This window comes from Bordetella tumbae (assembly GCF_965139195.1).
In the GTDB taxonomy this organism is placed as follows: domain Bacteria; phylum Pseudomonadota; class Gammaproteobacteria; order Burkholderiales; family Burkholderiaceae_B; genus Bordetella_A; species Bordetella_A tumbae.
The window spans coordinates 19,808-45,409 of record NZ_CBCSJH010000003.1 but is presented as its reverse complement, the minus strand read 5'-3'; the positions used below and the strand labels follow the sequence as shown (position 1 = coordinate 45,409).

Annotated in this window: 26 protein-coding genes; 14 read left to right on the top strand and 12 right to left on the bottom strand. The window is 58.3% G+C overall.

Annotated features, from left to right (window positions below):
• Window positions 1–16: 16 nt before the first annotated feature.
• Complete coding sequence (kce, locus tag ACNA0J_RS05500; RefSeq protein WP_415817235.1) at window positions 17–958, top strand: 3,5-dioxohexanoate:acetyl-CoA acetone transferase; 942 nt, start codon at window positions 17–19, stop codon at window positions 956–958.
• 211 nt (window positions 959–1,169) lie between these two features.
• On the opposite strand, the gene ACNA0J_RS05495 is transcribed toward kce, so the two are convergent.
• On the bottom strand, window positions 1,170–2,167 hold a 998-nt coding region (locus ACNA0J_RS05495; RefSeq protein ID WP_415817734.1), incomplete at its 3' end, for an MFS transporter.
• 228 nt (window positions 2,168–2,395) lie between these two features.
• On the opposite strand from ACNA0J_RS05495, the gene ACNA0J_RS05490 reads away from it, so the two are divergent.
• The 3 genes from ACNA0J_RS05490 to ACNA0J_RS05480 all read left to right on the top strand — a co-directional run bounded on the left by ACNA0J_RS05490 (window position 2,396) and on the right by ACNA0J_RS05480 (window position 4,269).
• Window positions 2,396–3,010 (top strand): TetR/AcrR family transcriptional regulator, encoded by a 615-nt coding sequence (locus ACNA0J_RS05490; protein WP_415817233.1) that lies wholly within the window; start codon window positions 2,396–2,398, stop codon window positions 3,008–3,010.
• 32 nt (window positions 3,011–3,042) lie between these two features.
• The gene (locus ACNA0J_RS05485; RefSeq protein ID WP_415817231.1) at window positions 3,043–3,762 is read left to right on the top strand and encodes a hypothetical protein; all 720 of its coding nucleotides are present in this window, start codon (window positions 3,043–3,045) and stop codon (window positions 3,760–3,762) included.
• 141 nt (window positions 3,763–3,903) lie between these two features.
• Window positions 3,904–4,269, top strand: coding sequence for a hypothetical protein (locus ACNA0J_RS05480; RefSeq protein ID WP_415817229.1), 366 nt, complete (start codon window positions 3,904–3,906; stop codon window positions 4,267–4,269).
• Between the two features lie 229 nt (window positions 4,270–4,498).
• On the opposite strand, the gene ACNA0J_RS05475 is transcribed toward ACNA0J_RS05480, so the two are convergent.
• Window positions 4,499–5,152, bottom strand: coding sequence for an HAD family hydrolase (locus tag ACNA0J_RS05475; RefSeq protein ID WP_415817227.1), 654 nt, complete (start codon window positions 5,150–5,152; stop codon window positions 4,499–4,501).
• A gap of 133 nt (window positions 5,153–5,285) precedes the next feature.
• Here ACNA0J_RS05475 and ACNA0J_RS05470 point away from each other — a divergent pair, with 133 nt between their 5' ends.
• Window positions 5,286–5,729 carry a GNAT family N-acetyltransferase gene (locus tag ACNA0J_RS05470; RefSeq protein ID WP_415817732.1) on the top strand — a complete coding sequence of 148 codons (444 nt, stop codon included), beginning with the start codon at window positions 5,286–5,288 and terminating at the stop codon, window positions 5,727–5,729.
• Between the two features lie 17 nt (window positions 5,730–5,746).
• Here the strand turns inward: ACNA0J_RS05470 and gph are convergent, their stop codons facing one another.
• Both gph and ACNA0J_RS05460 read right to left on the bottom strand, forming a co-directional pair.
• Complete coding sequence (gene gph, locus ACNA0J_RS05465; protein WP_415817225.1) at window positions 5,747–6,439, bottom strand: phosphoglycolate phosphatase; 693 nt, start codon at window positions 6,437–6,439, stop codon at window positions 5,747–5,749.
• A gap of 9 nt (window positions 6,440–6,448) precedes the next feature.
• The gene (locus tag ACNA0J_RS05460; RefSeq protein ID WP_415817223.1) at window positions 6,449–7,237 is read right to left on the bottom strand and encodes a helix-turn-helix transcriptional regulator; all 789 of its coding nucleotides are present in this window, start codon (window positions 7,235–7,237) and stop codon (window positions 6,449–6,451) included.
• Window positions 7,238–7,349: 112 nt separating this feature from the next.
• Here ACNA0J_RS05460 and ACNA0J_RS05455 point away from each other — a divergent pair, with 112 nt between their 5' ends.
• Complete coding sequence (locus ACNA0J_RS05455) at window positions 7,350–8,255, top strand: DMT family transporter (RefSeq protein WP_415817221.1); 906 nt, start codon at window positions 7,350–7,352, stop codon at window positions 8,253–8,255.
• Window positions 8,256–8,368: 113 nt separating this feature from the next.
• Here the strand turns inward: ACNA0J_RS05455 and ACNA0J_RS05450 are convergent, their stop codons facing one another.
• On the bottom strand, window positions 8,369–9,085 hold the full coding sequence (locus tag ACNA0J_RS05450; protein ID WP_415817219.1) for a TetR/AcrR family transcriptional regulator: 717 nt from the start codon (window positions 9,083–9,085) through the stop codon (window positions 8,369–8,371).
• A gap of 176 nt (window positions 9,086–9,261) precedes the next feature.
• Here ACNA0J_RS05450 and ACNA0J_RS05445 point away from each other — a divergent pair, with 176 nt between their 5' ends.
• The 6 genes from ACNA0J_RS05445 to ACNA0J_RS05420 are packed head-to-tail and all read left to right on the top strand — an operon-like array spanning window position 9,262 to window position 15,764.
• Window positions 9,262–10,521 (top strand): alpha/beta fold hydrolase, encoded by a 1,260-nt coding sequence (locus ACNA0J_RS05445; protein ID WP_415817217.1) that lies wholly within the window; start codon window positions 9,262–9,264, stop codon window positions 10,519–10,521.
• A 20-nt stretch (window positions 10,522–10,541) separates the two neighbouring features.
• The gene (locus tag ACNA0J_RS05440; RefSeq protein ID WP_415817215.1) at window positions 10,542–11,438 is read left to right on the top strand and encodes a VOC family protein; all 897 of its coding nucleotides are present in this window, start codon (window positions 10,542–10,544) and stop codon (window positions 11,436–11,438) included.
• Between the two features lie 18 nt (window positions 11,439–11,456).
• Window positions 11,457–13,133 (top strand): AMP-binding protein, encoded by a 1,677-nt coding sequence (locus ACNA0J_RS05435; protein WP_415817213.1) that lies wholly within the window; start codon window positions 11,457–11,459, stop codon window positions 13,131–13,133.
• Window positions 13,130–13,606: an acyl-CoA thioesterase gene (locus ACNA0J_RS05430; RefSeq protein ID WP_415817211.1), complete on the top strand. Its 477-nt coding sequence runs from the start codon at window positions 13,130–13,132 to the stop codon at window positions 13,604–13,606. The genes ACNA0J_RS05435 and ACNA0J_RS05430 overlap by 4 nt, the downstream gene beginning before the upstream one ends.
• Window positions 13,603–14,766 carry an FAD-dependent monooxygenase gene (locus tag ACNA0J_RS05425; RefSeq protein ID WP_415817209.1) on the top strand — a complete coding sequence of 388 codons (1,164 nt, stop codon included), beginning with the start codon at window positions 13,603–13,605 and terminating at the stop codon, window positions 14,764–14,766. Before ACNA0J_RS05430 ends, ACNA0J_RS05425 begins: the two co-directional genes overlap by 4 nt.
• Before the next feature lie 26 nt (window positions 14,767–14,792).
• Window positions 14,793–15,764 carry a Bug family tripartite tricarboxylate transporter substrate binding protein gene (locus tag ACNA0J_RS05420; protein ID WP_415817207.1) on the top strand — a complete coding sequence of 324 codons (972 nt, stop codon included), beginning with the start codon at window positions 14,793–14,795 and terminating at the stop codon, window positions 15,762–15,764.
• A gap of 51 nt (window positions 15,765–15,815) precedes the next feature.
• Here the strand turns inward: ACNA0J_RS05420 and ACNA0J_RS05415 are convergent, their stop codons facing one another.
• The 4 genes from ACNA0J_RS05415 to ACNA0J_RS05400 all read right to left on the bottom strand — a co-directional run bounded on the left by ACNA0J_RS05415 (window position 15,816) and on the right by ACNA0J_RS05400 (window position 20,655).
• Window positions 15,816–16,802: a Bug family tripartite tricarboxylate transporter substrate binding protein gene (locus tag ACNA0J_RS05415; protein WP_415817205.1), complete on the bottom strand. Its 987-nt coding sequence runs from the start codon at window positions 16,800–16,802 to the stop codon at window positions 15,816–15,818.
• 103 nt (window positions 16,803–16,905) lie between these two features.
• The gene (locus tag ACNA0J_RS05410) at window positions 16,906–17,925 is read right to left on the bottom strand and encodes a cyclase family protein (protein ID WP_415817203.1); all 1,020 of its coding nucleotides are present in this window, start codon (window positions 17,923–17,925) and stop codon (window positions 16,906–16,908) included.
• 31 nt (window positions 17,926–17,956) lie between these two features.
• Window positions 17,957–19,465 (bottom strand): class I adenylate-forming enzyme family protein, encoded by a 1,509-nt coding sequence (locus tag ACNA0J_RS05405; protein WP_415817201.1) that lies wholly within the window; start codon window positions 19,463–19,465, stop codon window positions 17,957–17,959.
• Entirely contained in the window at window positions 19,462–20,655 is a 1,194-nt protein-coding gene (locus ACNA0J_RS05400; RefSeq protein ID WP_415817199.1) for an acyl-CoA dehydrogenase family protein, read from the bottom strand. Before ACNA0J_RS05400 ends, ACNA0J_RS05405 begins: the two co-directional genes overlap by 4 nt.
• A gap of 184 nt (window positions 20,656–20,839) precedes the next feature.
• Between ACNA0J_RS05400 and ACNA0J_RS05395 the strand changes: the two genes are divergently transcribed.
• Window positions 20,840–21,622: an IclR family transcriptional regulator gene (locus ACNA0J_RS05395; protein WP_415817197.1), complete on the top strand. Its 783-nt coding sequence runs from the start codon at window positions 20,840–20,842 to the stop codon at window positions 21,620–21,622.
• 110 nt (window positions 21,623–21,732) lie between these two features.
• Here the strand turns inward: ACNA0J_RS05395 and ACNA0J_RS05390 are convergent, their stop codons facing one another.
• The 3 genes from ACNA0J_RS05390 to ACNA0J_RS05380 form a co-directional block, all read right to left on the bottom strand.
• Window positions 21,733–22,527, bottom strand: a complete 795-nt coding sequence (locus ACNA0J_RS05390) for an SDR family NAD(P)-dependent oxidoreductase (RefSeq protein WP_415817195.1) — start codon at window positions 22,525–22,527, stop codon at window positions 21,733–21,735.
• Between the two features lie 113 nt (window positions 22,528–22,640).
• Window positions 22,641–23,654, bottom strand: coding sequence for a DMT family transporter (locus ACNA0J_RS05385; protein ID WP_415817193.1), 1,014 nt, complete (start codon window positions 23,652–23,654; stop codon window positions 22,641–22,643).
• A 97-nt stretch (window positions 23,655–23,751) separates the two neighbouring features.
• Entirely contained in the window at window positions 23,752–24,465 is a 714-nt protein-coding gene (locus ACNA0J_RS05380) for an SDR family NAD(P)-dependent oxidoreductase (protein ID WP_415817191.1), read from the bottom strand.
• Between the two features lie 131 nt (window positions 24,466–24,596).
• Between ACNA0J_RS05380 and ACNA0J_RS05375 the strand changes: the two genes are divergently transcribed.
• Entirely contained in the window at window positions 24,597–25,556 is a 960-nt protein-coding gene (locus ACNA0J_RS05375; RefSeq protein WP_415817189.1) for a LysR family transcriptional regulator, read from the top strand.
• Window positions 25,557–25,602: the final 46 nt, after the last annotated feature.

The window sequence follows — 25,602 nt, the reverse complement described above, 5'->3', positions numbered from 1 at the left end:
AACCCCAGATATCAACATGAAAATCAGCCAAGACAAGGTCATCATCTCCTGCGCGGTAACCGGATCGGTCCATACGCCCACCATGTCCGAGTACCTCCCGTTGACGCCAGACCAGATCGCCGAGCAGGCAGTGGACGCGGCTCGGGCTGGCGCAGCCATCCTCCACTTGCATGCTCGCGACCCGCGCGACGGGCGGCCCACCGCAGATCCGGCCATTTTCGACCAGTTCGTGCCGCGCATCCGCGATGCCACGGATGCGGTCATCAACATCACGACCGGCGGCAGCACACGCATGACGCTGGAGGAACGGCTGGCCTATCCACTGCGCGCCAAACCTGAAATGTGTTCGCTGAACATGGGATCGATGAACTTTTCCATCCATCCCGCGGCCCGACGCATCTCGCAATGGCAGCACGATTGGGAGAAGCCTTATGTGGAAGGCATGGAAGACCTTATTTTCCGTAATACCTTCCGCGACATCCGCCACATTCTCAAAGTGCTGGGCGAGGAATGCGGCACGCGGTTCGAGTTCGAGTGCTACGACCTGGGGCACCTGTACAACCTGGCCCACTTCGTAGACGAAGGCGTGGTGCAGGGACCTCTGTTCATCCAGAGCATCTACGGCATATTGGGCGGCATGGGGCCAGACCCAGAGAACCTTGCCACCATGAAGACCACCGCCGACCGGCTGTTTGGCCGCGGCGGCTATCGCTTTTCGGTGCTGGGGGCTGGGCGCCATCAATTACCGCTAGTGACTATGGGAGCCATCATGGGCGGTAACGTCCGCGTGGGGCTGGAGGACAGCCTCTACCTCGGCAAAGGCCAATTAGCCAAATCGTGCGCGGAACAGGTATCCAGGATCCGGCTCATTTTGGAAGCGCTGTCGCTGGAAGTCGCCACACCGGACGAAGCGCGCGTCATGCTGGGCCTAAAGGGCAGAGACGCGGTCGGGTTCTGAACTGGCCAGTTTTCACAGAGTACGAAAGCACGCTTTCCGGCTTCTAGCCCGAAACACACTCTATCAATGACCAAAAGCCTGCGTTTTTGCGCGTCGTGGTCCAGGCGTGAAAGCATGTGAGTGCGCAAACCATGTGGTCAGCAGCGCGACGACTAGCAGTAGTACGAGCGCCCATGGATATGACCTGACACCCCAAATGTCGAGAAGCATNCCCCCCACGACTCCCCCTCCCGCAATGGCGGTATTCCATGCCACCACGTTCATGGAAAGCGCAACATCTGCGCCGCCTCCAGCGGCATCTGCCAGTGCGGTCTGCAGCAACGTGGCGGCACCGCCAAACGTCACTCCCCAAACCATGACACCCAAGTAGACGACGAGCGGAGTGCTTGCACCGATCCCGAAGATGAGAGCTGTGATTGCAAATGCAGCTAGGCTTGTCAGGACAGTGGTTCGCAGAAAGTTGTCGACTAGTTTCCCTGTCATCCAGATTCCCACAAGCGCCGACGCACCAAAGATCAATAGAACAAGGTCAACCCGCTCGCCTAGACCAGCGGGCGCGACGAATGGCGCAATGTAGGTATACAGAATGTTGTGCGCCAGCATCCAAGCTACAACGACCGCTAGAACGGGGCGCACGCCTGGCGTCGTGAAAACGCGACGCAGAGGCATGCGATCCCGGGAGGACTGGCCAGGATAGTCAGGTAATTTTGCGATAACCCATAAAACCAGCGTCAGTGCCAAAGCTGACATGACCCAGAATGAGGAACGCCAGCCGATAGCAGCGCCCATGAAGGTGCCCAACGGCACGCCAAGTGAGAGTGCGATGGGGGTGCCTACCATTGCTACGGCAAGCGCTCGTCCTTGCTGATGGGGCTCGACCATGCGGCGTGCATATCCCGCGACCAAACTCCAGGCCAATCCGGCTGCCATACCGGCACAGAATCGTGCAAACAACGTCAGCCCATAGTGACTCGAATACGCCGTAATCGAGTTGAAAACGAGGAAGCCGCCGATGGTTAACAGCAACACATTGCGACGCCGCCAACCGCGTGTTGCGATGGTAAGGGGGATCGCCGCCAACAACGATCCAAGTGCATAGGCTGTCACCATTTGACCAGCAGCCGCCTGACTGATCATGAGCCCGGAACTGATCTGCGGTAACAGGCCTGCGGGAATCGTCTCCGTGACGATACAGATGAAGCCGGTCATGGCTAGTGCTAGCAATGCGGTGATAGGTAAGCGATCGGACTGTGCTCGCTGGGCCGGTGTTCTTTCCACAACAAATTCCTTCTGAGGCGTAGGGTTCGGCACGTGCTTCGAGCCTCTTTGCTCAATATATGTACCGATTGATATAAATGTATCGATGCACGCCACTCTTGTCAACGATTTATGTATCGACTAGGATATAAATCCGTAAGGAAGCTTTGGGAGGTGCATATGGCGCAGATGGGACGCCCGCGGACATTCGATCGCCAAGAAGCCGTTAAGCAAGCGATGCACCTGTTCTGGGAACAGGGGTACGAAACGACGTCCTTAAGCCAGCTCAAGGCGTGTATGGGCGGTGGAATCTCTGCGCCGAGCTTCTACGCCGCCTTTGGTTCCAAGGAGGCCCTGTTCGGCGAAGTGGTCCAGTGCTATCTGGAGAGCTACGCTCAAGTGACGGCTTGCCTTTGGGACGATGGGATACCACCAAGAGAGGCGATTGAGCGTGCGTTGCGCGGATCGGCGAAAATGCAGTGCGAACCGGGTCACCCCAAGGGCTGCATGGTGACGCTGGGCATCGTGAGCGCCCCCACGCCAGAGCATGCCCACGTTGTAAAGCCCCTTGCGGCATCGCGAGCACGCACTTTGGAAGGCTTTGTGCGGTGTGTCGAACGCGGTGTTGTCACGGGGGAGCTTGCCCAGGGCACGCATGCTCGTGCCATGGGCAATGCCTTCAACAGCTTCCTTCTGGGCGTGTCGATATCGGCTAGGGATGGCGTGAAGCTGTCTACTATCAATATGTCCATTACAGAACTCATGAAGCTGTGGGATATCTGTAAAGTTGAGTAAACATCTAATAGCTAACATAGGAAACATCGACATTGTCGCGCGCCTTTCGATATCTCTCATCGCCGGCCTTACGCTGGGCATTGCCGACGCTGATCCTTCTGGCCGCCGGCGGCTGTGGGTCTAATTACGCCGATACCCAGGCCAGAGTTGACACCACACCCAACACGCTCACGCCGCCGCTGCGCAAGCTGAACCCCACTCCGACACAGGCCTATGAGATACGGCTGACACTTTCCAATGCGTCGGATCTCTCAAGCACAGCCGACGGCAAATCGCCGTTTACGGTGGTAGAGGGCACTGTGCAGTTTGACGCCAGCAACGGCGCCCGTTGCGGAAAATCCAACGCCTTGTCCGGCCACGTGCCGAGCTTATCCAGCCACGAACCATTCCGCCTTTCCCGTATATCCGCCACCGAGTATGTAGGCACCATTTATGCCGACATGCTGCTCGATGAGAATTATTACGGGCGCGAGGTATGCCATTGGACATTGACCGAGGCCCGAGTCGCTTTGCGAGCGCGGCCGGACATCGCCGATACGCGCTTCGTAGCCGGGCTGCCTGCGAAAAAAGTGCTCGCGGGCGGGACACAGGCGCGCTATTTCTGGAAAGGGTATTACCCTCGATTCGAGAACGGGCAACATGCCGATTATGGAAGTAACCAGCTGGATGCCGTTTCGGCCGATAAGCGCGGCGAGTTTTTCACCGTGACGCTGACGGCCAGGAAGATCGCTGGCGACTCGCAAGGCAAGTAAATAACAGGCTGGAGAATACCGAAGCCGCCCCAGGCGCCCTGTGGAAATGCCCGCGGCGAGGCGGCAAGGTTTCTGATACATTGACGCCTTGAAAATCAAGCACTCAGCTCTCAATAGTCGAACTTTGCGGTAATACTCAAAATGAAAAAATTAGCACTGCTTGTTGTTCTGCCGTCGTTGCTCGCGGGATGTACTTCTGCACAGATGAACATGCTGATGGGCAAGCGGAACAAAACCTACAACGACGCCAATGCAACCTGGGTCGGCAGCACAGAAGAGCAATTGATTTCCAAGTGGGGGCCTCCCAAAAATGGCTATACGCTTGAAAGCGGGGCAAAAATCGTTTCGTACGAACATGTCTGGGGCCCTATTTCTGCATATCACGTATGCGTAGAAAAATTCATGATAGAGAAGGGTGTGGTCACCAAGTGGGGGATTTCGGATTGCCCATCGCGCATTTCGGGCACGCTGCCGAAAGACACGCCGATTCCGCAACCTACCCTGTAGGGCGAGCGTCCCGAGGCTCCCAGCCCCTTACGCCCCAGCTCTACACAGCCGGTACTTGGAGAATGTCCGCGCGGCAGTCGCTGCAGATACGCGGCTGACCGCGCTGCTCGCAGCGGGTTCGTATATTCACGGCGGCTTTGACGAATATTCTGACTTGGACGTCGTCATTAGCATAGGTCTTGCCTAAGTATCGACAGGTACGCATCACGCCTGCCACGTTATCCCTTGTTTAACCCCTGTCAGGAGGCAAGACACCCAACTCCTGTAACCGGGCAACCAACTCATCTGCGTTCTGAAAATGAATGCCGTGAAGGCCTTCTCGCTCTGCCGCGTCAACGTTGCGGACGTTGTCATCAATGAAGACCGTTTTCTCGGGGCTCAGATGGTAGCGATCGATGATCAGCTTAAAGATGGCTGGATCGGGTTTGATGACACGTTCGCGGCCGGAAACCACGATTCCCTCAAACCAATTCAAAAATGGGAACCGTGCCTCCGCAATGTGGAACGTCTCTGCCGACCAGTTTGTCAACGCCAGCAATCGGAGGTCGAGGTCGCGCAATTGCGCCAGAACCTTGACTGTCCCCTCGACCTCGCCCGGTATCATTTCTGACCAACGATCGAAATAGGCATTGATGTTCGACTCGTGTTCCGGATGTCGTGCGACCGCTTCTGCGATAGCGTCCTTCCATAGACGGCCACGGTCCTGTTCCTCGTTCCATTCTGGAGTGCACACGACGGATAGAAAATGCTCCATTGCGACTTCGTCAGAACCAAAGATTTTTCTGAACAGATGGCGTGGGTCCCACCGGATGAGAACATTACCCAGGTCAAAGATGATCGTATCTATACAACGAGGCGACGGTCGTGCAATGCGATGGCTCATGTTTTTTGGGTCTTCCTTGTCAGTGGCTATACGATGGGACTGGACCTATTGTAGGAGTCTTCGATTTAACCCAAAATAGCCTGATAACAAGGGGAAAGTCTTGAACACTAAATTCTTGTCGGCAGCGGCCGGCTTGAAGCTAAGCTTTGCTAGTACAGATTCATCCGATGCTGATGTACTGGTCGACATTCGTATCGCTGCAATGCGCGAGAGCCTAGAGCGCATTGGGCGTTTTGACCCACAACGTGCTCGAGAGCGCTTTCTGGCGTCTTTTGATCCCTATCTGTGCCGATTCATAGTCGCTGACGGTGTTCGAGCTGGCTTCATTTTGATTCGCCCACGAGAGGACCATTGGCTTCTAGATCATTTTTACATCCTGCCCAACCATCAGGGAAAGGGGATTGGCGCCGCAGTCTTGCGCGACGTATTCAAAGGTGCAGACGCCCATCACATGGAAATCCGCTTAGGAGCCTTGCGCGGTAGCGGTTCAAACCGTTTCTATCAGCGCCATGGCTTCGTGCCGACTTCTGAAGGTGAATGGGATATCTATTACGTTCGAAAGCCGGGTAGAGAATGACCTCGCCATCCAAGCGGTTACCCGTCATTGAGCAAGGCGACGCAAGCGCCCACTAGGTCATCAAAGTGATGCAGCAGAATGTCTGGGGCCAGTTCGGCAGCGGGGATTTCGGTATAGCCGAAGTCGACCAAGATCAGAGAAGTCCCAGCAGATCTTGCGGCTCCGGCGTCGGTGTCAGCGTCACCTACCATGACTGTGCGCGCAAGATCGCCGCCTACGGCATCCACGGCCTCAATAAGATGGGCGGGATTAGGCTTGGCCGCTTTTACGGCGTCCAATCCTACTATTGCGTCAAACAAATCTGCCATATCTAGTTTGGCCAGCAACGTTCGTGACAAATCGGTGGGTTTATTGGTGCATACCACCAGCTTCGCGCCTGCCGACTTCAGAATCCTCAGAGCATCGATCACGCCAGGGAAGGGCTTACTTTCGTCCGCAACATGCTCAGCATAGTAACTAATGAAACGGCCAAACAAAGCCGCTGTGTGGGCTGCTGGATCTGGATCACCAGCGTTCTCAAGCCCCCACTGCAACAGCCATCGCGCGCCACGGCTAATAAACGGACGGCCTGCTTCATACGCTAGGGGCTTAAAGCCCTCCGACATAAGGATTGCGTTCACAGCACCGATCAGATCTGGAGCTGACTCGACCAAGGTGCCGTCCAGGTCGAATGCGATGGTTGCTCCGTTAAGAATGCTTAGATTCTTCATCTATAAAAATCAATGAAAGACAATTCGACGGTAAATCGTCGGCGAAACCCCGAACCTGGACGTGAACGCAGAAGTAAGATGCGCGTGGCTTGAAAAGCCACAATCCAGGGCTACGGTGGTGACGGGCACATTTGTGTTTCGCAGCAACTTCTGAGCTCTGTTCAGACGCCGACTGACAATGTACTGATACGGCGTGACGCCGGTTGCGCGGCAAAAAGCGGTGGTGAAGTGGAACTTGCTCAATCCCGCCTCATTCGCCATTTGCTCCAGCCCTATGTCCCGGTGCAAGCGTTCTTCCACCAAGTCTGCTAGCCGTTTGACAATAGTCGAATTTAGCGAACTTGACCGTCGGCCTAGAGATACTGGATCTATGCACTGGCGGTACTGATTCGCAAATTCGGCTCCCAACTCTTGCCGCAAGAAATCTGCTTCGCAAGGTGCGGCAGTCAGCACGCGATAAGCAGATCTCATTAATGCCGGAAAATTCGCACATCTATGTCCAGCATCGCAACGAAGCAAATCACGCTCCGCCGCGTCACATCCTATGACATCCTGCCACTCAGCCACGTCGAACTCTACCGACAGCCAGTCTGCATCCAGACCTGTTGTATGAACATGCTCTATTGCGGGAGGAACGAACTCGAACGCCCCGGCAGGCCAACTCACCGAACGTAGCGCTTGACCATAGAATGCCTCTGCACCATATCCGACGCCCATACGAATTCTGATGGTCGGGACCGTATTGATGATCGAGCGCGGCGCACTATGGGCTGCACCTGGAACCCATTTGAACCTCATGGAACCCTCTGCAAAATAATCTGCGCATCAAACCGCAATTTCTTGAAAGCGCGAGGTCGAAGTCACGTCGTAATCTCTGCTCTCACCATACCATGAGAGTAATTCTCAAGCCGTGCCATCGAACAACAACTATCAACGGATGCAAGTGCAAGGTGCCTCGAACCTGAACGGCGTGCTATGGGCTCTCGCTGGCATGGGGTTGTTTTCCTTTATTTATGTATCCGGAAAGCTTAGCGGGACCGGCGCCTCCGCCCTGCAGATCATGTGGCTTCGATATGTCGGCGGATTCGCGACGATGGCACTGGCGCTATTGACGCAACGCGACATCGCCCGGGCTCTCTCCACAACCCAACCGGTTTTGCATGCATGCCGGGCGGCAGCCGGTGGTATCGGCGGTGTTGCTGCCATATTCGCCGCCGCCCACATGCCTGTCGCGTCTGCGAGCGCGATTGGCCTATTGGACGGACTCTTTACCGTTCTATTGGGTGTCATTATTCTGCGCGAGCATGTGTCGCCGCGTCAATGGATGGGCACGATAGTGAGCTTGACTGGCGCGATGACGGTGGTAGGGTCACAAGGAGCGTTCTCTGTGTGGGGTACAGACTCCGCCGGGCCGGCGCTCATCGCGCTGTTGGGAGCGCTGCTTGTCGCACTCGAAAGCATCCTGATAAAGACACTCGTTCGTGCCGAATCCACCTTCACTGTGCTCTTCTATGTGAACTTTTTTGGATCATTGATTCTCGCCTGGCCGGGGCTCGCCAATTGGCATGGCATACCGATACAGTGGCTACTCGCTTTCCTGATACTGGGTCCCGTGGCAATTCTGGCGCAGTACTGCAATATCAACGCATTCAGACGAGCGAGTGCCAGCGTAGTTGGCCCCATTCGATATAGTTGGGTCGTCTACGGTGCCGCGTTCGGGATGTTGTTCTTTAATGAGCCAATCTCTTTAGCCACAGGGATAGGTATAGCATTGGTCCTCGTTGGAGGAGGATGGCTTGCCACATCAAAAGTCTGAAGTTGTTGTGCGTCGCGGTACCACCTGATCTTTCCAAACTGGTGCCTGGGCCAGATAAAACATCGGTCCACGCAGCGCTATTTAATGACTCGAAAAATTGACTCTGCCGAGCGTCATGTAGCATCCGCAGCTCTGTCAATAATCTTCTCGAGGTAATCCAGATCCTCCCGAACCAGGCGCAGAGACTCTCGTGCATCTGCTGGCGAGCGCGATCTGCGCGCCTCGTCACGCAATAGCGCATTGACGCCCATTTCCGCCATCAGATCGGCGACTTCAGCAATGCTCAATCTGCCAGATGGCTTGTACCACCAAGCCGACCAATTGCACATGCCGATGAGACTGAAGGCGGCTACGTGCGCATCAACCATCCGGAATTGACCTTCACGGATCCCGCGCTCAATCACGCTACTGAAGTTATCGAGCACATTGCGCCGCGCACTTTGCATCGCTGCGCGCTGCTTGCTAGTCATATCGGCTTGTGTGCGATCCGCAACTCGAAATTCGGCAGGACGCGACAGTATCAATTGAGCATGTTGAGCCACTAGAGCACGTAACGCGGTCACCGGATCGAGGTCATCGCGCGCGACCGTGTCTCCTGCCAGCTTTCGCGCATCGGCCAGCACCTCTTCCGTCAGCGCGCGCTGAATCGCATCCTTGCTCTTGAAATAGTAGTAGACGGCAGTACGGCTCAGTCCCAGCCGTTCGGCGATGTTTTGAATACTTGTGCCGGCCGATCCTCTCTCAATGAACAGCTTTGCTGCCACGTCCAGAATCGCATTTCGCAACGCGTCGCCCTTCAGATTGACCTTTGTCGAAATGTCATTCACCACGTTTTTCCCCATTGCGATCGTGCATAGCGCCGATACCTGTCCCTAATTGATCTTTTGCAGTCTCTATTGTCCGCAAACTGACGTACGCGTCAAATTGACCAAATCAATTGACACTAGTGTCAATAATTCGTCTAATAAGACAAATTCGATGCGAGGCACATCTGTAGGAGACCAATGTGACCAAAGAACTGACCACAAATGGGGTCAATGCCGGCTTCCTGAATACCGACTGGAATCCGCGTGACCTGCCGTCGGGAGCCACGACCCGCAACGTCGTATTGCGCACGGATGACGACGCCGCAACTTCTGGATCTCTGTACTTACCCGCTGGGGATCGACCAGATACCGTCGTCTGCGTAATGCATCCCCGCGAATTCATGGCCTGTCACTACCTCATTCCCGACATCGTCGAATCAGGATGTGCAGCATGGTCGCAAGGCGCGCGATCCGTCGGCAATGATCTGCGACTGGAGCACGAGATTGCCCTGCATGACGTTGCCGCAGGCATGCGCTTTTTGCGCGATCAAGGTTTCAAGAACATCGTGTTGCTGGGCAACTCAGGGGGCGCGGGCCTCTACAGCCTGTATATCCAACAGTCATCTCTTCCTGCTGCCCAACGAATTGCCCGCACGCCAGGCGGCAAGCGCAGCGGCCTTCCGGAGTTGGATATGCTCGCGGTCGACGGTATGGTGCTCGTCGGCCCTCACCCTGGCCAGGGCGCCCTGCTCCTTAATTGCATCGACCCATCGGTTGCTGATGAAGATGACGCCCTGTCAGTCGTCGCTGCGCTCGATCCGCTCAGTCCCGACAACGGGTATCGGAAGGCGGGAGAGGCGCGGTATTCCCGCGAATTCATTGCTAACTACCGCGCGGCCCAACGGAATCGGGTCGCACGACTGGACCAACGCGCCCGCGAGATCATTGCCATGCGGCTTGATGCGCGCGAGCAGATCAAGACCGGAGCCAACACCTCCGCAGAAGGGCGGAGACGGGCAGCTCACACCCCGGTCATGACCATCTGGCGTACCGACGCCGACTTGCGCTGTTTAGATCTCAGCATCGACCCCTCGGATCGTCACCCAGGCTCGCTGTGGGGCAAAGACCCCTACGCGTCCAACTTCGGAGCCGTTGGTTTCGCCCGCTTCTGCACCCCTGAAAGCTGGCTATCCACATGGTCAGGGCTATCGTCCAACGCCGCCCTCGCGTTGACTGCCCCGTCAATTATCCAGCCGACATTGATCATCGAATACACCGGCGACCAGGCCTGCTTTCCTGCTGATGTCAGGGACATCCATAACGCGATCAGCGCACAGGACAAACAGCACTTGCGCATCCGAGGCGATCACCACGGACGCGCACTACTGGAACAGGAAGAGCCCGGCCGATATCAAGCGGGCCGCGAACTTGCCTCCTGGTTGCAAGCGCGCTTTCTTTAACTCTATATCGGAGTAGCTCAATGATTTCAACTCCTACCAAGCCCCGCTCTTTGGCGCTACATGGCGTTGACCACACCGCACGCCCCACCTGGCGTCTGCGCGAAACGATCAACTTCTATCGCGATATCTTGGGCCTGCCACTGGTACACGTTATTTCGGCGCGCGGCTGGGGGCCCGAAACGCATCCGGACTTCCTGCACTTCTTCTTTGACAGCGGCCAAGGCAGCACTATTGCTTTCTTTTACTACCTGGGATCCGACGAGCCCGATTCGGTACGTGAACGCCGTAGCATGCGCCCTCTCCCTGACGACCATGTTGGCGATGCGACTCACACCGCGTGGCTTGTCCAAGACGAAGACGAGCTGAAGGCGTGGAAACAGCGGCTGGAAACCGCTGGTCTGGATGTCTCCGTCGAAACCCGCCACGAGGTCATTGAATCCATCTACGTTCGTGATCCCAACGGATACTTCATTGAGTTCACCCGCAAGCTTCGTCCCTTGGCTGCAGTAGATGCAGCCGACGCAGCCCTGACCATTCAAGCCGCCATCGAACTCGAAGATGAAGCGATGTCCGCCGGCCGGCGCGTCACCCACGTGGACCACATCTGGGCTCGTAAAGCGGCGTTGCTAGAGTCCGCTGGCGAGGCGGAATCGAAACAGTTCTCGGGCGTTCGTATCTTTGTGCCGCGAGTCGAAGAATTCTCTTCCCTTGTGCGTGATGCCGAATCTCGTGCCGAATGCGACGTCCATGCTGGAGAGTACTTCGATTGCATACAGAGCCCCGGTCCTGTGGAGTTTCGGCGCAAGACGTTGGGATTAAAGCCTGCCGTTTGGTATGGCCTGTTCACCGGTGGGGTAAGCGGCAACATCACCACGATGGACCGAGACCTGGTTCGAATTGAACCTGCCGAAGCTTGATAAACGGGGAGGAGACACATGCGAGATATTAAATTCCCCATAGAGGGCGTCACCTACCACTCGGATGAAAGAGCGCGGGCCTATTTCAGTAGTGGCGCCTGGCGTGCGCAAACGGTTGGCCAGGTTCTACGTGATACCGCGACCCGTTGCGGCGATCGCCTTGCACTCATTACTGATCAGGGCGCCCTGACCTTCGCCGAGCTAGACGCGCAAAGTGAAAGACTGGGCGCAGCCCTGCTAGATACCGGATTAAGTCCAGGCGACCGCGCAATCTTTCAAATGGGCACGACCCTTGAGACTGCGGTGACGCTTTTGGCCTGCTACAAGGCAGGCATCATTCCCATCTGCTCGCTGCCCCAGCATCGCGCGCTCGAGATCGGCCAGCTTGTCCGGCAATCCGCCGCGCGCTGCTACTTTGTCCAAGCCGACTTCGGCTCCTTTGATCTCGTCGGTTTTGCCAAAGAAATGATGAGATCGCACGGCAGCCTGGAACACCTCATTGTCGCCCGAGGTTCTGCCGGTGACGCAGCCTCGCTTCAAGCGCTAATCGACGGCATGCCACTTGAGCAAGCGCGCGCGCGTCTTGCGAAGGACCAGCCTGGATCCGAAGATGTCTTAGCCTTTCAACTATCCGGCGGCACTACTGGTATTCCGAAGATCATTCCCCGCTTTCACGCTGAGTACCTGGCACACGCCCTCGCGTGCGCGCGCATGTACGAAATGGAGGAAGACGACCGAATCATCTGGGCGTTGCCGCTCTTGCATAACGCCGCTCAAGTCTACGTGCTGATGCCCATGATTCTCATAGGGCTTTCCGCGGTGTTGATGCCGCGCGTAGATGTCCCGCGCATGCTGGAGTTGATCGAAGAACATCGCGTCACCCGCGCTATTTCAATCGGCCCCATCGCGCCGCAGTTAATGGCCTACGAGAATCTGGCGCGGCATGACCTGTCGTCTCTGCGGCTATTCACCACGATGAGCGCCGCCGACCGATTGGAAGATCACCTCAAGGTGCGTTGCTCCAACCTCTTTGGAATTACAGAAGGCTTGCTGCTGGGTACGTCTCATACGGCTTCCGAACTTGTCCGCCACCGGACACAAGGACGGTCAGGCTGTCCGGAGGACGAAATCCGCCTGCTTGATCCGGCTAGCGAACGCCTGGTCCAAGCCGGTGAAATGGGGGAACTCTGCTTCCGTGGTCCCGCAACCATTCCCGGCTTCTTCGATGCGCCCGAAGCCAATGCGAAAGCATTTACGTCCGACGGATTCTACCGCACCGGCGACATGATGACCGAGCTGGTTCATGACGGAAAGACCTATTACGCATTTCAGGGACGCCTACGCGACAACATCAATCGCGGTGGCGAAAAAATCGGGTGCGAAGAAGTTGAGGCGTTGGTGAGCGGCCACCCGGCAGTGTCCGAGGCGCGACTAGTCGCGATGCCTGACGAGCTATACGGCGAAAAAGGGTGCATTTTCATTGTCCCTCGACCAGGTCATAACGCCCCGAGCGTCGAGGAGCTCCTGACCTATCTCGTCGCCCAGGGCCTTGCAAAATACAAATGCCCGGAACGCGTAGAAGAAATCGAAGCTTTCCCCGTGACAAAGGTCGGCAAGCTCGACAAGGCAGCCCTGCGCAAAGCGATCGCCGAAAAGCTCAACAACGAAGCCGAAGCAGCAGGACGGGCATCATGATCGCCACCGAATACATCGTCAGCGACTCGCCTTTTGTGATTCGCAGGCGCGTCAAATGGGGTGACTGCGACCCGGCCGGCGTCGTATACACCGTCACGTTTAGCGAGTACGTCATCTCCGCGGCAGAGCTTTTCTACGAACGCCTGCTCGGAAATACCCCGCAATCATCCAAAGACAAGCACGGATTCGGCACTCCCACGCGGGCGCTCACCTTCGATTTCCATGCCACCCTTTGGCCCGACCAAGAATTCGACATGGCCGTCTCTGTCGAACATATCGGCGAACACACATACACCCTGAACATTACGGGTACTGTGCACGGCCACCCCGCATTTGTGGCGAAGCTCACCCCCATCTGCGTCGCGCGCGGCGAACGCCGGGCAATCCCCATTCCCGCCATCATGCGCGACGCCTTGGTCACGTATCAGGCTGCCCATCCTATGGCGGCCTCGTCCCGGAGTCCCCAAGTATGAAAATTGCAATCATTGGGGCCGGTCCCGCCGGCCTGTATTTTGCTCTGCTGGCTAAGAAGAACGACCCAGGTCATGACATTCAAGTGTTCGAGCAGAACCCTCAGGGCGCCACGTACGGTTGGGGCGTAGTCTTTTCAGACATCGGACTGAACTTTCTGCGGGATGCAGACCCGGATTTCTTCAAAGACTTTATCGCGCATCATGAACGGTGCGACTACATGGAGATCGTTCACCGGGACGAGCGGATCCAAGTTCAAGGCAATCACTTCTCCCGTACCGCTCGACTCAAGATGCTTCAAGTGCTGGAAAAAGCTTGTGTCAAGGCCGGCGTTCGAATCAAGTACGACCACCGCGTCGGAGACGTTTCGCTCCTGACCGCAGAATTCGACATGGTCGTCGCCGCAGACGGTTCCAACAGCCAGACCCGCACTCAACTCGCTCAACACTTTCAACCCACGTTCGAAAAGCGACGCAATAAATTCGCCTGGTATGGCACACGCCAGCGCTTCCACCCAGTGTCCTTGATCTTTCGTCAGACTGGGCATGGCATCTTTATCGCCCATAGTTACCAATACAGCCCTGAGCTCAGTACCTTTTTGGTCGAGGTCGACCCCGACACATGGACACGAGCAGGTCTGAACAACGCCAGCGAAGAGGAAAGCCGTCGTTATTGCGCGGACGTATTTCGCAACGACCTAGGCGCCAACGAGCTTCTCGGAAACCGCTCGCTCTGGTTCGAAGCAAACATCGTGCGCAATGAAAACTGGTCGCACGGCAACGTCGTGCTGCTCGGCGACGCTCTGCGCACCGTGCACTTCTCGCTGGGCTCGGGAACACGCATGGCCATGCAGGACGCTATCGCGCTGCACCAGGGGCTTCGACAGTATCCGTCTGATGCACGCGCCGCATTCGCCGTCTTTGAGTCTCTGCGTCGGTCGCCGTCCACAAGCTTCCAAACCGCGGCCGCGCGCAGCTTGGATTGGTATGAAAACGTGGCAGACAAGATGTACCTGGACCCGGTCTCCTTCGCCTACGACTACATGCGGCGCACAGGACAAGTCAGTCACGAAGACCTGCGTCAGCGAGACCCCACCTTTACCGCAGCCTTTGAAGCAAGAACCGAGCGTACGGGCAAAAAGGACGCCCAGCTCATTCCATAAAACCACCCATACAATATGGGGGAGACATGAAGAAAACTCTGATTTTTTCCTTGATTGCGTTCACGGCAACTTGGAACACCTACGCGCAAGCACCCGCATATCCCAACCGAAGCGTACGGGCCGTTCTCCCCTACTCCGTGGGAAGTGGCCCCGACGCGGTCGCTCGAATGGTAGGAGAGCAGCTCTCGAACGCATGGAAGCAGCCATTCATTGTCGAAAACAAGCCCGGTGCCAATGGCTGGCTCGCCATCGGCGAAGTCAAACGGTCTGCCCCGGATGGCTATTCGATTGCTATCGTCGACAACACCCATATGACGTTGCAGCCTCACCTATATAGCAAGATGCCGTTCGACCCCATGAAGGACTTCACGCCAGTCGCGCCCATATACACGACGAACTTCTTCATTGTCGTCGCTGCGAATTCCCCATGGAAAAACGTGACCGATCTCGTTGAGGCGGCGCGTCGGGCTCCGGAGACATTGACTTATGGAAGTTGGGGAATAGGCAGTGTCGCACACGTTGGCTCGACGCTCTTTCAGCAGAAAACGCAGACGTCCATGGTCCACGTCCCTTTCAAGGAATTGCCGCAGCTGTATACGGCTGTTGCTAACGGAGAGATCAGTTGGGCCTTCGGTACAGCAGCGACCGTGCAAAACCTGTACCAAGCCAAACGTGTGAAGCTCTTAGCCCTGGCCGCACCGCAACGCCTAAGCCTCTATCCTGATATTCCCACGGTATCTGAGGCTGGAGGGCCCGCGGATTTCACGCTCAAGACCTGGGTTGCCGCATTTGTTCCAAAAGGAACGCCATCAGACGTTTCTCAAAAACTCGGCGGATCCATCGCCACCGCGTTGACCACGCCGGCGCTGCAAGAGCGCTTTAGAACCTTCGGCTTCGAGCGCTGGCCGACGGACGCAGCGGGCGTTACTCGCGCGCAAGAACAAGACTCCGCTCACTTTGCCGACGTCGTCAAGCAAGCGAACATCTCCCTCAATTGATTCGTATAGGACTCCCTATGACAAACTCATCATGGATAGGGCAAATCGTCCCTACTCGATGCGTGCCCCGGCCTGTTCTACCACCTTGCCCCAACGATCGTATTCCGACTTGATATAGGCGCGATATTTTTCCACCGAACCGCCCAGTACGATGGTGCCCTGCTGGTCCAGTTTTTGGCGTACGTCGGGCGAAGCCAGAGCGCTGTTGATGGCGGCGTTGATCTTCGCTAGCACCGGTTCGGGCGTGCCGACCGGCGCCACGATGCCCTGCCAGGCCAGGCTCTCGAAACCCGGGATCAGGGTTTCCGCCACCGTCGGCACGTCGGGCATGCCCGACCAGCGTTCTTTGCTGGTGATGGCCAGCGCGCGCAGCTTGCCGGCCTGCACTGGCGAAATCACCGTATTCAGCGTGGTCGTGGTGAATTGCGTGGCGCCTGCAATCAGGTCCACCTGGGCCGGCGCCGTGCCTTTGTAGGCCACGTGGGTCGCTTTCAGGTCCAACATACTCAATAGCTGGGCAGCGGTCAGGTGTTCGATGGCGCCCACGCCCGAGGATGCATAGTTGTATTTGCCGGGCGCGGCTTTGATCATCTCAACCAATGCCTTTGGGTTCTGCGCCGGTACCTGCATGTTTGCCGCCAGCACCAGCGGCACCGCTGCCGTCAGGCCGACTGGCGCGAAATCCTTCATAGGATCGAAGCCGGGCGATTGATAGACCCAGGGCGCGATGACAATGGACGAGGTGTTATAGAGCAGCGTATAGCCGTCGGCGGGGGCCTGCGTCAGCGCGGTGGCGGCGATATTGCCCGCCGCGCCTGCCTTGTTCTCGACGATGACCGGCTGCCCCAGTTCGCTGCTCATTTTCTCGGCCAGGATGCGTGCCACGTTGTCGGTCGGTCCGCCCGGCGCAAAGCCTACCAGTAGGCGGACGGGTTTGGACGGCCAGTTGTTAGCCTGGGCAACGGCGTTATTACCTGCGGCAAGCGTGGCAACGCTGCACAACAGTGCGGCCCGCAGGATTCCGGTTAGTTGTTTCATGTCTCTCTCTCCTTGTTGAAATCGTCGTTCTTATACGATGCGCGGAGTCTTGCGCCCTACCCATGCCATCGGCCTCCTGAATTTCCAATGGCATGGCAGGCTGTTATACGGTGGCGATCGGGTTCAGCGGCGAGCCCACCGCACCGGGTAAATGCAACGGTGGTGCGGTCAGCAGGAAAGCATGACGCTCGTGCCGCGCCAGCCACTCAGCCAGCGGAGTCAGGTGCCACAGTTCACCCAGATGCAGGCCCAACTTGAACAGGCAACGCTCGTGCAATGGCAGCAGCGCATGGCAACCATCGCCTTTGAAATCGTAGGGCCGGTCCTCGACCGCATAGTTGTCCGCGATCAACGCGGCGATGCCACTATCGTCGATCCAGTCCAGCAGGCGGCTGTCCGAGCCGTCGAGCACAGCGCACGAACGTGCCAGCCGCTGCGCGTCGGGCTTGCCGCCCATGCCCAGCACCACGTCGGCAAAACCGGTGTGCAGGCAGAGCATGTCGCCCTTGCGCACCTCGACGCGGTCGCGTTCGATCACGCGCATCAGATCGTCGTAGCCAACGCGCTTGCGCTCGTCGCCGAAATGGCGCCGCAGGTCGAGCAGTACGCCGCGTCCCTGCACGCCTTTGGCCGCCATGTGCTCGATGCCCAGGCGATGCGCGCGCGACGGGCTGTCGCGTTCTTCGCGTTGGTGCGAGAAATTTTGCTTGCCGGTGTAGCCGTTGTAGAACACGATCTCGGCCACCCCATCACCATCGGCATCGAAATGCGAACCGATGTGCGACAGCGCATCCCATTGCGTCGAGTACTGCAGGCTCATGGCGACCATGTCGTCGCACGCCACGTCGGTGGTGTTGTGGTCGTGCTGAAAGGCGTGCAGGTACATGGGCTTGTCATCGCGCCGGGTCGGCATCAGGCGTGGCGGATGGCGCGCCGGGTTCAGTACGTTGCCGCCCGGCAGGTCCAGCGGCAGGCTCAGGCTGAACACGATGCCCTCCTTCACCTCGGCTACGGCCTCGCGCACTTTCTCGGGGGTCAGCAGATTGAGCCGACCCAGTTGGTCGTCATCACCGAAATCACCCCAGTTCGAGCCAGGGGGCCGTTGTTTCCATCGTCGGGTCATGATTGTGTCTCCTGTGTTATCGGTGCAGGGGTCAGCGGCGCGCCACGCTCAGATCCACCATTTGCGTCGGCAGGTCGGCCAGCAAGTGGCGCTTGATTTTCTGGGTTTCGGTTTTGGGAATGGCGGGCACGAACGAGAAATAGCGCGGCGCCATATAGGCCGGCAGGCGCGCCTTTAGAAATGCCTGCAGGGCCTTGGCATCAGGCTCGCCCTGCAGCACCACGTATGCGTGGACCTCCTCGCCCATGATGTCGTCGGGCACGCCAACCACTGCGCAATCGCGCACCTGCTCGTGCTTGAGCAACTGCTGCTCTACCTCGGTAGGCGCGATCATTTCGCCGCCGCGCCGGATCAGTTCCTTTTGGCGTCCGTCGAAATATAGAAAGCCGTCCTCGTCCAGGTAGCCGCGATCCCCGGTATGCAGCCAGCCCTGTTTGAGCGTGCCGGCTGTGGCTTCGGGATTGCGCCAGTACTCAGAGAAAAACACGTGCGGGCGTTTGGAGCGCGCTACGATTTCTCCCTTGACTCCGGTGGCTACCGGCGCGCCAGCGTCGTCCACCACGGCCACCTCGATCCCCTCGCGGGCATACCCCACCGAGCCAAAGCGCGCGCGCTCAGGCGTATTCATCGACACCCAGCCGCCGGTTTCCGTCATGCCGTACAGCTCGCGCACCGAGATACCGAAGCGCGATTCGATCGCCTCCCACACGCGGGCCGGCGCGCCACCGCCCACGCACCAGCGCAGCGAGTGATCACGGCGCGGCTCGGGATAATGTTTGTCCAGAATCGACAGCACCGTGCCGACATACGTAAAACCGGTAGCGCCATGCGCTATCGCTTCGTCAAAGAAGCGGCTGGCCGAGAAATTCCGCAACAACACCAAGGTGGCACCGCAGCCCAGCACCGAGGCCACCGCGTACATCTGCGGGTTGGCGTGGAACAGTGGTAGGAACACCAGGATGCGATCCGCGCGAGTCAGCTTCAGCGAGTGCAGCATGTCGTCACTGGCAGCCACGTACGCGCCGTGCGGCAGCGTCACGCCCTTGGGCAGGCCGGTCGTGCCCGACGTGAACAGGATACTGTTCACGTCGCCCGCAGCGTGCAATGGTCCGGCCCAACGCGCCGGCGATTCGGCCGGCGGCAAATCCATCGCGGCGTCGATCTCCAGTACCGGCGGCGCGCCCTCCATGTTCGCCAGCGTGTCGCGGCGTGGCGCCAGCAACTCGGGCTCGATGATCAGCAGGCGCGATTCGCTCTTGGCCAGCGAGTAGCAAAAGCCCTCCCCCACCAGCCCGGTGTTCAGCGGCACGCACACCGCGCCCAGCTCGCTCAGCCCGAACCAGCAGGCCAGAAAGGCCGGGCGGTTGCCGCACATCAACGCGACATGATCGCCCGGCCGCACCCCGGCGTCGTGCAGGCGTACCGCCATGGCGCTGACCATCTCTGCCAATTCCCGGTAGCGGTACTGGCGGGTTTCAAAAACGAGCGCAATGGCGTCGGGCTGGCTGTCGGCCAGGCTATACAGGCGGTCGGTGATCACGTCTTCTTGGGTCCGGACAAATGGTTGGCGGCAAAGGCGAGCAATTGCTTGCCGATGGTGTTCTTGAGAATTTCGGACGAGCCGCCGGCGATCTCGTAGGCCTTGGCGTCGCGCAAATAACGGCCGAACGGCGCGTGTTCGGTCACCCCGTAGGCGCCGCAGATTTGAATCGCCTGCTCGGCCGCGCGCGTGGCGACTTGGCTGGCGGCGAGTTTGGCCTCGCTGGCGTAGCGCGCGATCTCGCGGTGTTCGTCCAATGCCACACAGGCCTCGTACACCAACAGGCGGGCTGCGTCGATCTGAGTCGCCAGATCGGCGAAATACCACTGAATGCCTTGGAACCCCAACACCTTTTGGTCGAACGCCTCGCGCCCGGCTGCATAGGCCAGCGCGTTGTCGAACGCGGCGCGGGCGATGCCCAGGCTGATGGCACCGGCCATCGTGCGCGAGAAATCCAGCGTAGTCACAGCCTGGCGCACGCCCTTGCCTTCCATGCCGATCAGGTGGTCATCCGGCAGGACCACGCCGTCCAGGATCAGATCCACGTGCGGACCGTTGCGCAGGCCGAATGTGCCAGATGTCGGGCCGTTAAACGTTGACACGCCGGGCATGTCGCGGCGCACGAAAAACGTGGACACGCCATGGTCAGTCTCGGCCAGGACGATATAGGCCTCGGCGGCCGAACCCGAGGTGATGAACGACTTCCGGCCGTTCAGCGTCCATCCGCTGGCGCTGCGTTGCGCCTTGGTATCCAGGCTGCGAATATCGCTGCCATGATTCGCCTCCGTGAGCGCGTAGGCGGTGATCAGGCCCTGGACGAATTCCGGCAACACCGCCGCCTTTAGCGAGTCGGCGCCGAACTGGTTGATCAAGGTCTGCGCCTGCAAGATGGTGATCAGGCTGATCCCCACTGCTGCGCTGCCGTACGAGGCCTCCTCGAACACCGCGGCGCAGTGCCCGTATGGGGCCGCGCTGCCGCCCCACTGGCGCGGCAGCGTCAGACTGGTATAGCCGTGGCGCGCCATGGTCTTGACGATGTGCACGGGGTACACGTCCTGCCGGTCGATGGCCTCGGCCTCGGGCAGCACGGTATCGGCCACCACGCGCCGCAGCTCGCGCAGGAACGCCGGATCCACTCTGTCGCGCCACAGCGCGGGACTGCATTGGTATGAGTTCGCGATTTCGATCATGTCCTTGCCTCCTCCCGAACGCGGTGACGCCGCCGGGGTTGGGTTTGGACTATAGAAACGAAACGCGGCAAAATCGCGGATACCTACAAAAAGTTCCGCACTGCGGAACAGTAGTACCAGCAGCCAGAAAAAAGGCGGCGCGCCCGGGTGGCGCGTAACCACAACGACGAGGCAGGAGACAGCAATGGAGGACAACGGCACCCCGCGGGCCAGCGGCGATACCGTGCAAAGCGTCAGGCGCGCGCTGGAGATTCTGCGCATCCTTTCCTACAGCTCGTCATCGAGCGGCATGCGTTTTTCCGATCTGCAGGCCCAGAGCGGGCTGAGCAAAGGCACGCTACATCGATTCCTGAAAACCCTGAGCGCTGAGGGTTTTGTCGAGCAGGCTGCGGGTAGCCGCGTCTATTACCTGGGGCTGGAATTTCTATCTATGGGCGAGCGTGCGTCCAACCGCCTCGACATCCAGGCAGTGACACGGCCGGCGCTGGAGCGGCTGGCACATAGTACCGGCGACACGGCCATGCTCACGATACGCAGCGGGCTGGATGCGGTCTGTATAGACCGCAAAGAAGGCTCCTTTCCGGTCAAAGTGCTGACCCAGAACATCGGTACTCGCCGCCCGTTGGGAGTGGGTTCGGGAAGTCTGGCGCTGCTGGCTGCGTTTGACGATGGTGAGGTGGAGAACGTGCTGCGCCGCATTCAAGGCCGCCTGCAACCCTATCCCAGCTTGGACGTGGATAAGCTGCGCGCGATGGTAGCCGACACGCGTGAGCGAGGGTATGCGTTCAACCCGGGGCACCTTCTCAAGGGGATGTACGGCATCGGTGTTGCGATTTACCTCGCGCGCCAGCCCGTTGCTGCGCTGAGCGTTGCTGCGCACTACGGCCGCATGGGTCCGGAGCGCCGCAGGACTATTGCTGCTGCGCTCAAGCGCGAGGCGGATGGGGTGACTGAGGAATTGGGGTGAGGCCGCGATGCGCAAGTGAGACCGGTTGGCGAGGTTCGCTGCAAACTTTCACTGTGCGTGTCGATTCTGGAGCATCAGATTCGTCGTTAGAGCATTGCCCCCAAAAAGGATCACAGTGCGCTGTGGTCCTTCACCGCATCTTCAAGTGCGTTTTTCAGCGATAGGAATCGAGCGTCCACAGCGGCAGGATCTGTGCGATTGAGCGCGATCATCTGCGCGCGTGCCTCCCCTCCACGAACCACCTCGAAGACATCTGCTTCAATGCCCTCAATGATGGCCATGGCCACTGCTTCGGCAGGCTCGCGCGAAAAGCCCAGTTCAGGCCCCGCACGATTCGAACGCATCATCGGCGTATCCGTCCCACCAGGATAGGCAGTGAGGACATGGATGCCCTCGCCTTTGAGTTCGCGCCGCAATGATTCTCCGAAATGTGCCAGACCAGCCTTCACTGCCGCGTACGTCGTGTAGAACGGGGCGCCAACCAAGGCGATACCCGAGGCAATGTTCACTACCATAGCCTCTCCGCTCCGCCGCAACGCACCCAGGGCAGATTGCGTAAGCAGGATAGGGGCAAGCAAGTCGACAATCACCATTTGTTCGATCTCAGCCTGCGGGGTGTGCTCCAACCGGCCGGCCCTCACGCCACCGGCATTATTGACGAGCAGGTCGATGCCACCCAGCCATTTCAACGCCTCATCCAGCGTAATCGCACGCCCTTCGGCCGTGCCCACATCAGCATGAGTACCGCCAGCTGAGGAGAGGCTCCTCAATGCATCTTCGAGCACGGCCTGGCGCCGGCCAGTAATGAATACTTTCGCACCACGCGCAATCATTGCCTGGGCCAGTGCGAAGCCAATGCCGCTTGACCCACCCGTAATAAGAACACGCTTGTCTCGTAATTGCATATCAGACTCCTTTCCTCGCGGCGCGGGGACAATTGGACAGGAACATCACGACAGTAGTCATTTCGTCGCTGATCACTTCAAACTTATGCACCTTGATAGGTCCTGAAAGTGGATCATGACCGCACCCGCGTCATAGATGACGTCGATAGAGACGATTGAGCCGACGGTTTCGCGGATGAGCCTGCTGCCAGCAACACCCCAAGAACGACTATTAAAATAGCGAAAGCCTCCGCCTCGCTTGGCCGCTCTCCGAGCACAGGAATGGCAACCACCGCAGCGACAGCTGGGATCAGTGCAATGATGGCAGTGGCGATTGATGATCCCAGTAATGCAACGGACCGATTGAAAGCAACGATGGCGACGCCAGTCATCAAAATCCCCTGATAGATCGCTTGCAGCGCGATCTCCCCTGCCGATGCGTAAGACAGACGACTCAACCCAGTCCCCACGTAGACCGGCAGAAAAAGCAACGCAGACCAGAAGCAGATAAGCGCGGCGGATTGGATCGGTGTCAGTGTGCTGCGTCGAAAGAGCATCGTATAGACTGCCCACATCATGGCCGCCATGACGAGAGCGCAGATGCCCAACGGGTGCACAGCCCCATCTGCAATAGCCCCAATAACAACCAGCCAGATCAAGCCCAGAACGATAGCGGCATAGCCGCACCACCGTCGCGTACCCTGACGCTCACGAAAAATGATCCATGTAAAGACGCCTGCGAACACCGGCATCAGCGCAGGCGTGATAGCTGCAGCGCGCCGAGCCGAGGAAATTTGCAAGCCAAACGCGACCGCCAACACAAAAGGCATACCCCATAGGCACGCATATACCAAGCCCTCGGCCCATTGCTTAGGAGAAATGCGACTCTTGCTCGCAAACAGCACGGGAAGCAGCACAAGCGCACCAATTCCAAACCGCAATGCCGTGACATCCCAAAGCCGTAGCTCATGCGTAACGCTCAAGCGAGTCACCACGAACCAGCCAGCAAAGATTGTGAGGCTTAAAGCAGCCCAGCAAAGTCCTTGCCAAAGGTTACCCTTCACCGGCATCAGTCGTGCAACGTCGCTACGGGTACCATTTGCAATACCCATTTCTCTCCTCACTTGTATCGAACACCAGTCGCTCAACTAAAGCTGAAGATAGTTTTATAACATATGTTCTAAAACGTGATGATCGATGAGAGGAAATGCATATTTTTGAACTACCGAGCAGCGTATTCCCTGATCACCACCGAACAGTCCGACCACGATAGTCGAGGTATTCGAGACCGGGGTGACCCAACTTGGTCAGAAGCACGTTCACAACCCCGGGAACACTTTCCTCGATCGACAATCTCCCCTCAGCTCCCCCCAGGTCGGTGCGCACCCAACCCGGCGCGATCAGCAGCATAGCCCGTGGCGTTTGCACTTGGCGCGCGGCAAAACTGCGCATGAATTGGTTTAAGGCTGCCTTGCTGCCACGGTAAACCTCCCGCTGGCCGGATTCGTTGTCGGCGATACTGCCTTGTCCGGATGACATGACCCCGATCAGGCCGGCCGGCGTGACAAGGTCAGACAAGCTCTCGACCACCCGCATCGGGCTAAGCGCATTGGTGATCATGAGATTCACGAAATCCTCTGTCGACACCTCACCGATGGTCTGAGTCGGGTCCGGATTGGTCGTACCGGCATTGACAAACAGAATGTCGAACATCCGGCCGGACAGGCGCTCGTGTAAGGCTCGGATCTGCTCGGGTCGGGTAATGTCCAGCATTTCAATGTCGACCCGGTCCGGATGCGCATCGGCCAAATCGTGCAAGAGAGTTCGGCCGCCACCGGCGCGGACCGTGCCCACGACGTGCCAGCCGTTTTTCAGGAACTCGGCCGCCATGGCGTGGCCGAGGCCGCGCGAGGCGCCGATGAGCAGGACGGTGGGGGTGTGAACGGGTGCTTGGTGCATAGGATTCTCCTTTTTGCACTATTGAAGCCATGAATTGTCGAACCTGGCTCTAATTTGCACCAGCCGCCTGGCCTACAATCCTTGATTGCGCCAAACGCCATGCCCGGGCGGTTTTCGATTATTCTGGGCGCATGACACGCGTCGACCTCAACCTTCTTCCCGCGCTAGATGCATTGCTGAGTGAGCGTAGCGTCACGGGGGCCGCCCGGCGACTGAAACTCAGCGTCTCTGCAATGAGCCGTACGCTCACTCGCCTGCGCGCAGTGACGGGTGATCGCCTGCTGCTGCAGGCTGGGCGCACGCTGGTGCTCACGCCATACGCAGAACAACTGAGCCAGCGTATCTCAGCGCTGACCCGAGAAGTAGAGGTGGTACTGAGTCGCACCAAGCATCAGTTCGACATTGCCACCCTTGAGCAACGCTTCACCCTGCGAGTGGGTGAGGGTTTTATTGACCTGCTTGGCGCGGCGTTGATGGATCGGATCCGCAGCCTGGCACCCGGTGTGCAGCTTCGCTTCGCCCCCAAGCCGGACTGGAATGCTCAACCGCTGAGGGAAGGCGTGATTGACCTGGAGATCGGTATCGTCAAAACCTCGGCGCCCGAGGTACGTACGCGTTTGCTCTTTCGCGATCGCTATGTCGGCGTGTGCCGCATAGGCCATCCGATTCTGAGTGCAAGGAGCATCAGCGTAGAGCAATGGGCCGCATACGACCATGTGATGACGTCACGTACCGGCGAAGCGGAAAATTCGATTGACACAACCATGGAACCGCCGAATATGCGGCGGAAGATACTGATGGTGGTGCCGTCTTATACGAACGCTATGCAGCTAGTTCGTCATTCGGACTTGCTGGCCGTTGTCCCGCATTCATGCCTCGGCAACTCCTTTGTGCCGGATTACGCGACTGCCAATGGCTTACAGTGCTTCGAACTACCCGTGCCCATACCCGCTTTCAATATCTCGGCAATCTGGCATCCGCGCCTTGATCACGATCCGGCTCATTGCTGGTTTCGTGCCGAAGTGCTGGATCTCTGCTTGGAAGCTTATCCGCGAAATCTGCCTCAAGCTTCGCCACAACGCCATCGCTAGTGTGGTCCGCGCTGGCGGTTTTTTCTCTTCCGATATAGACATTGGA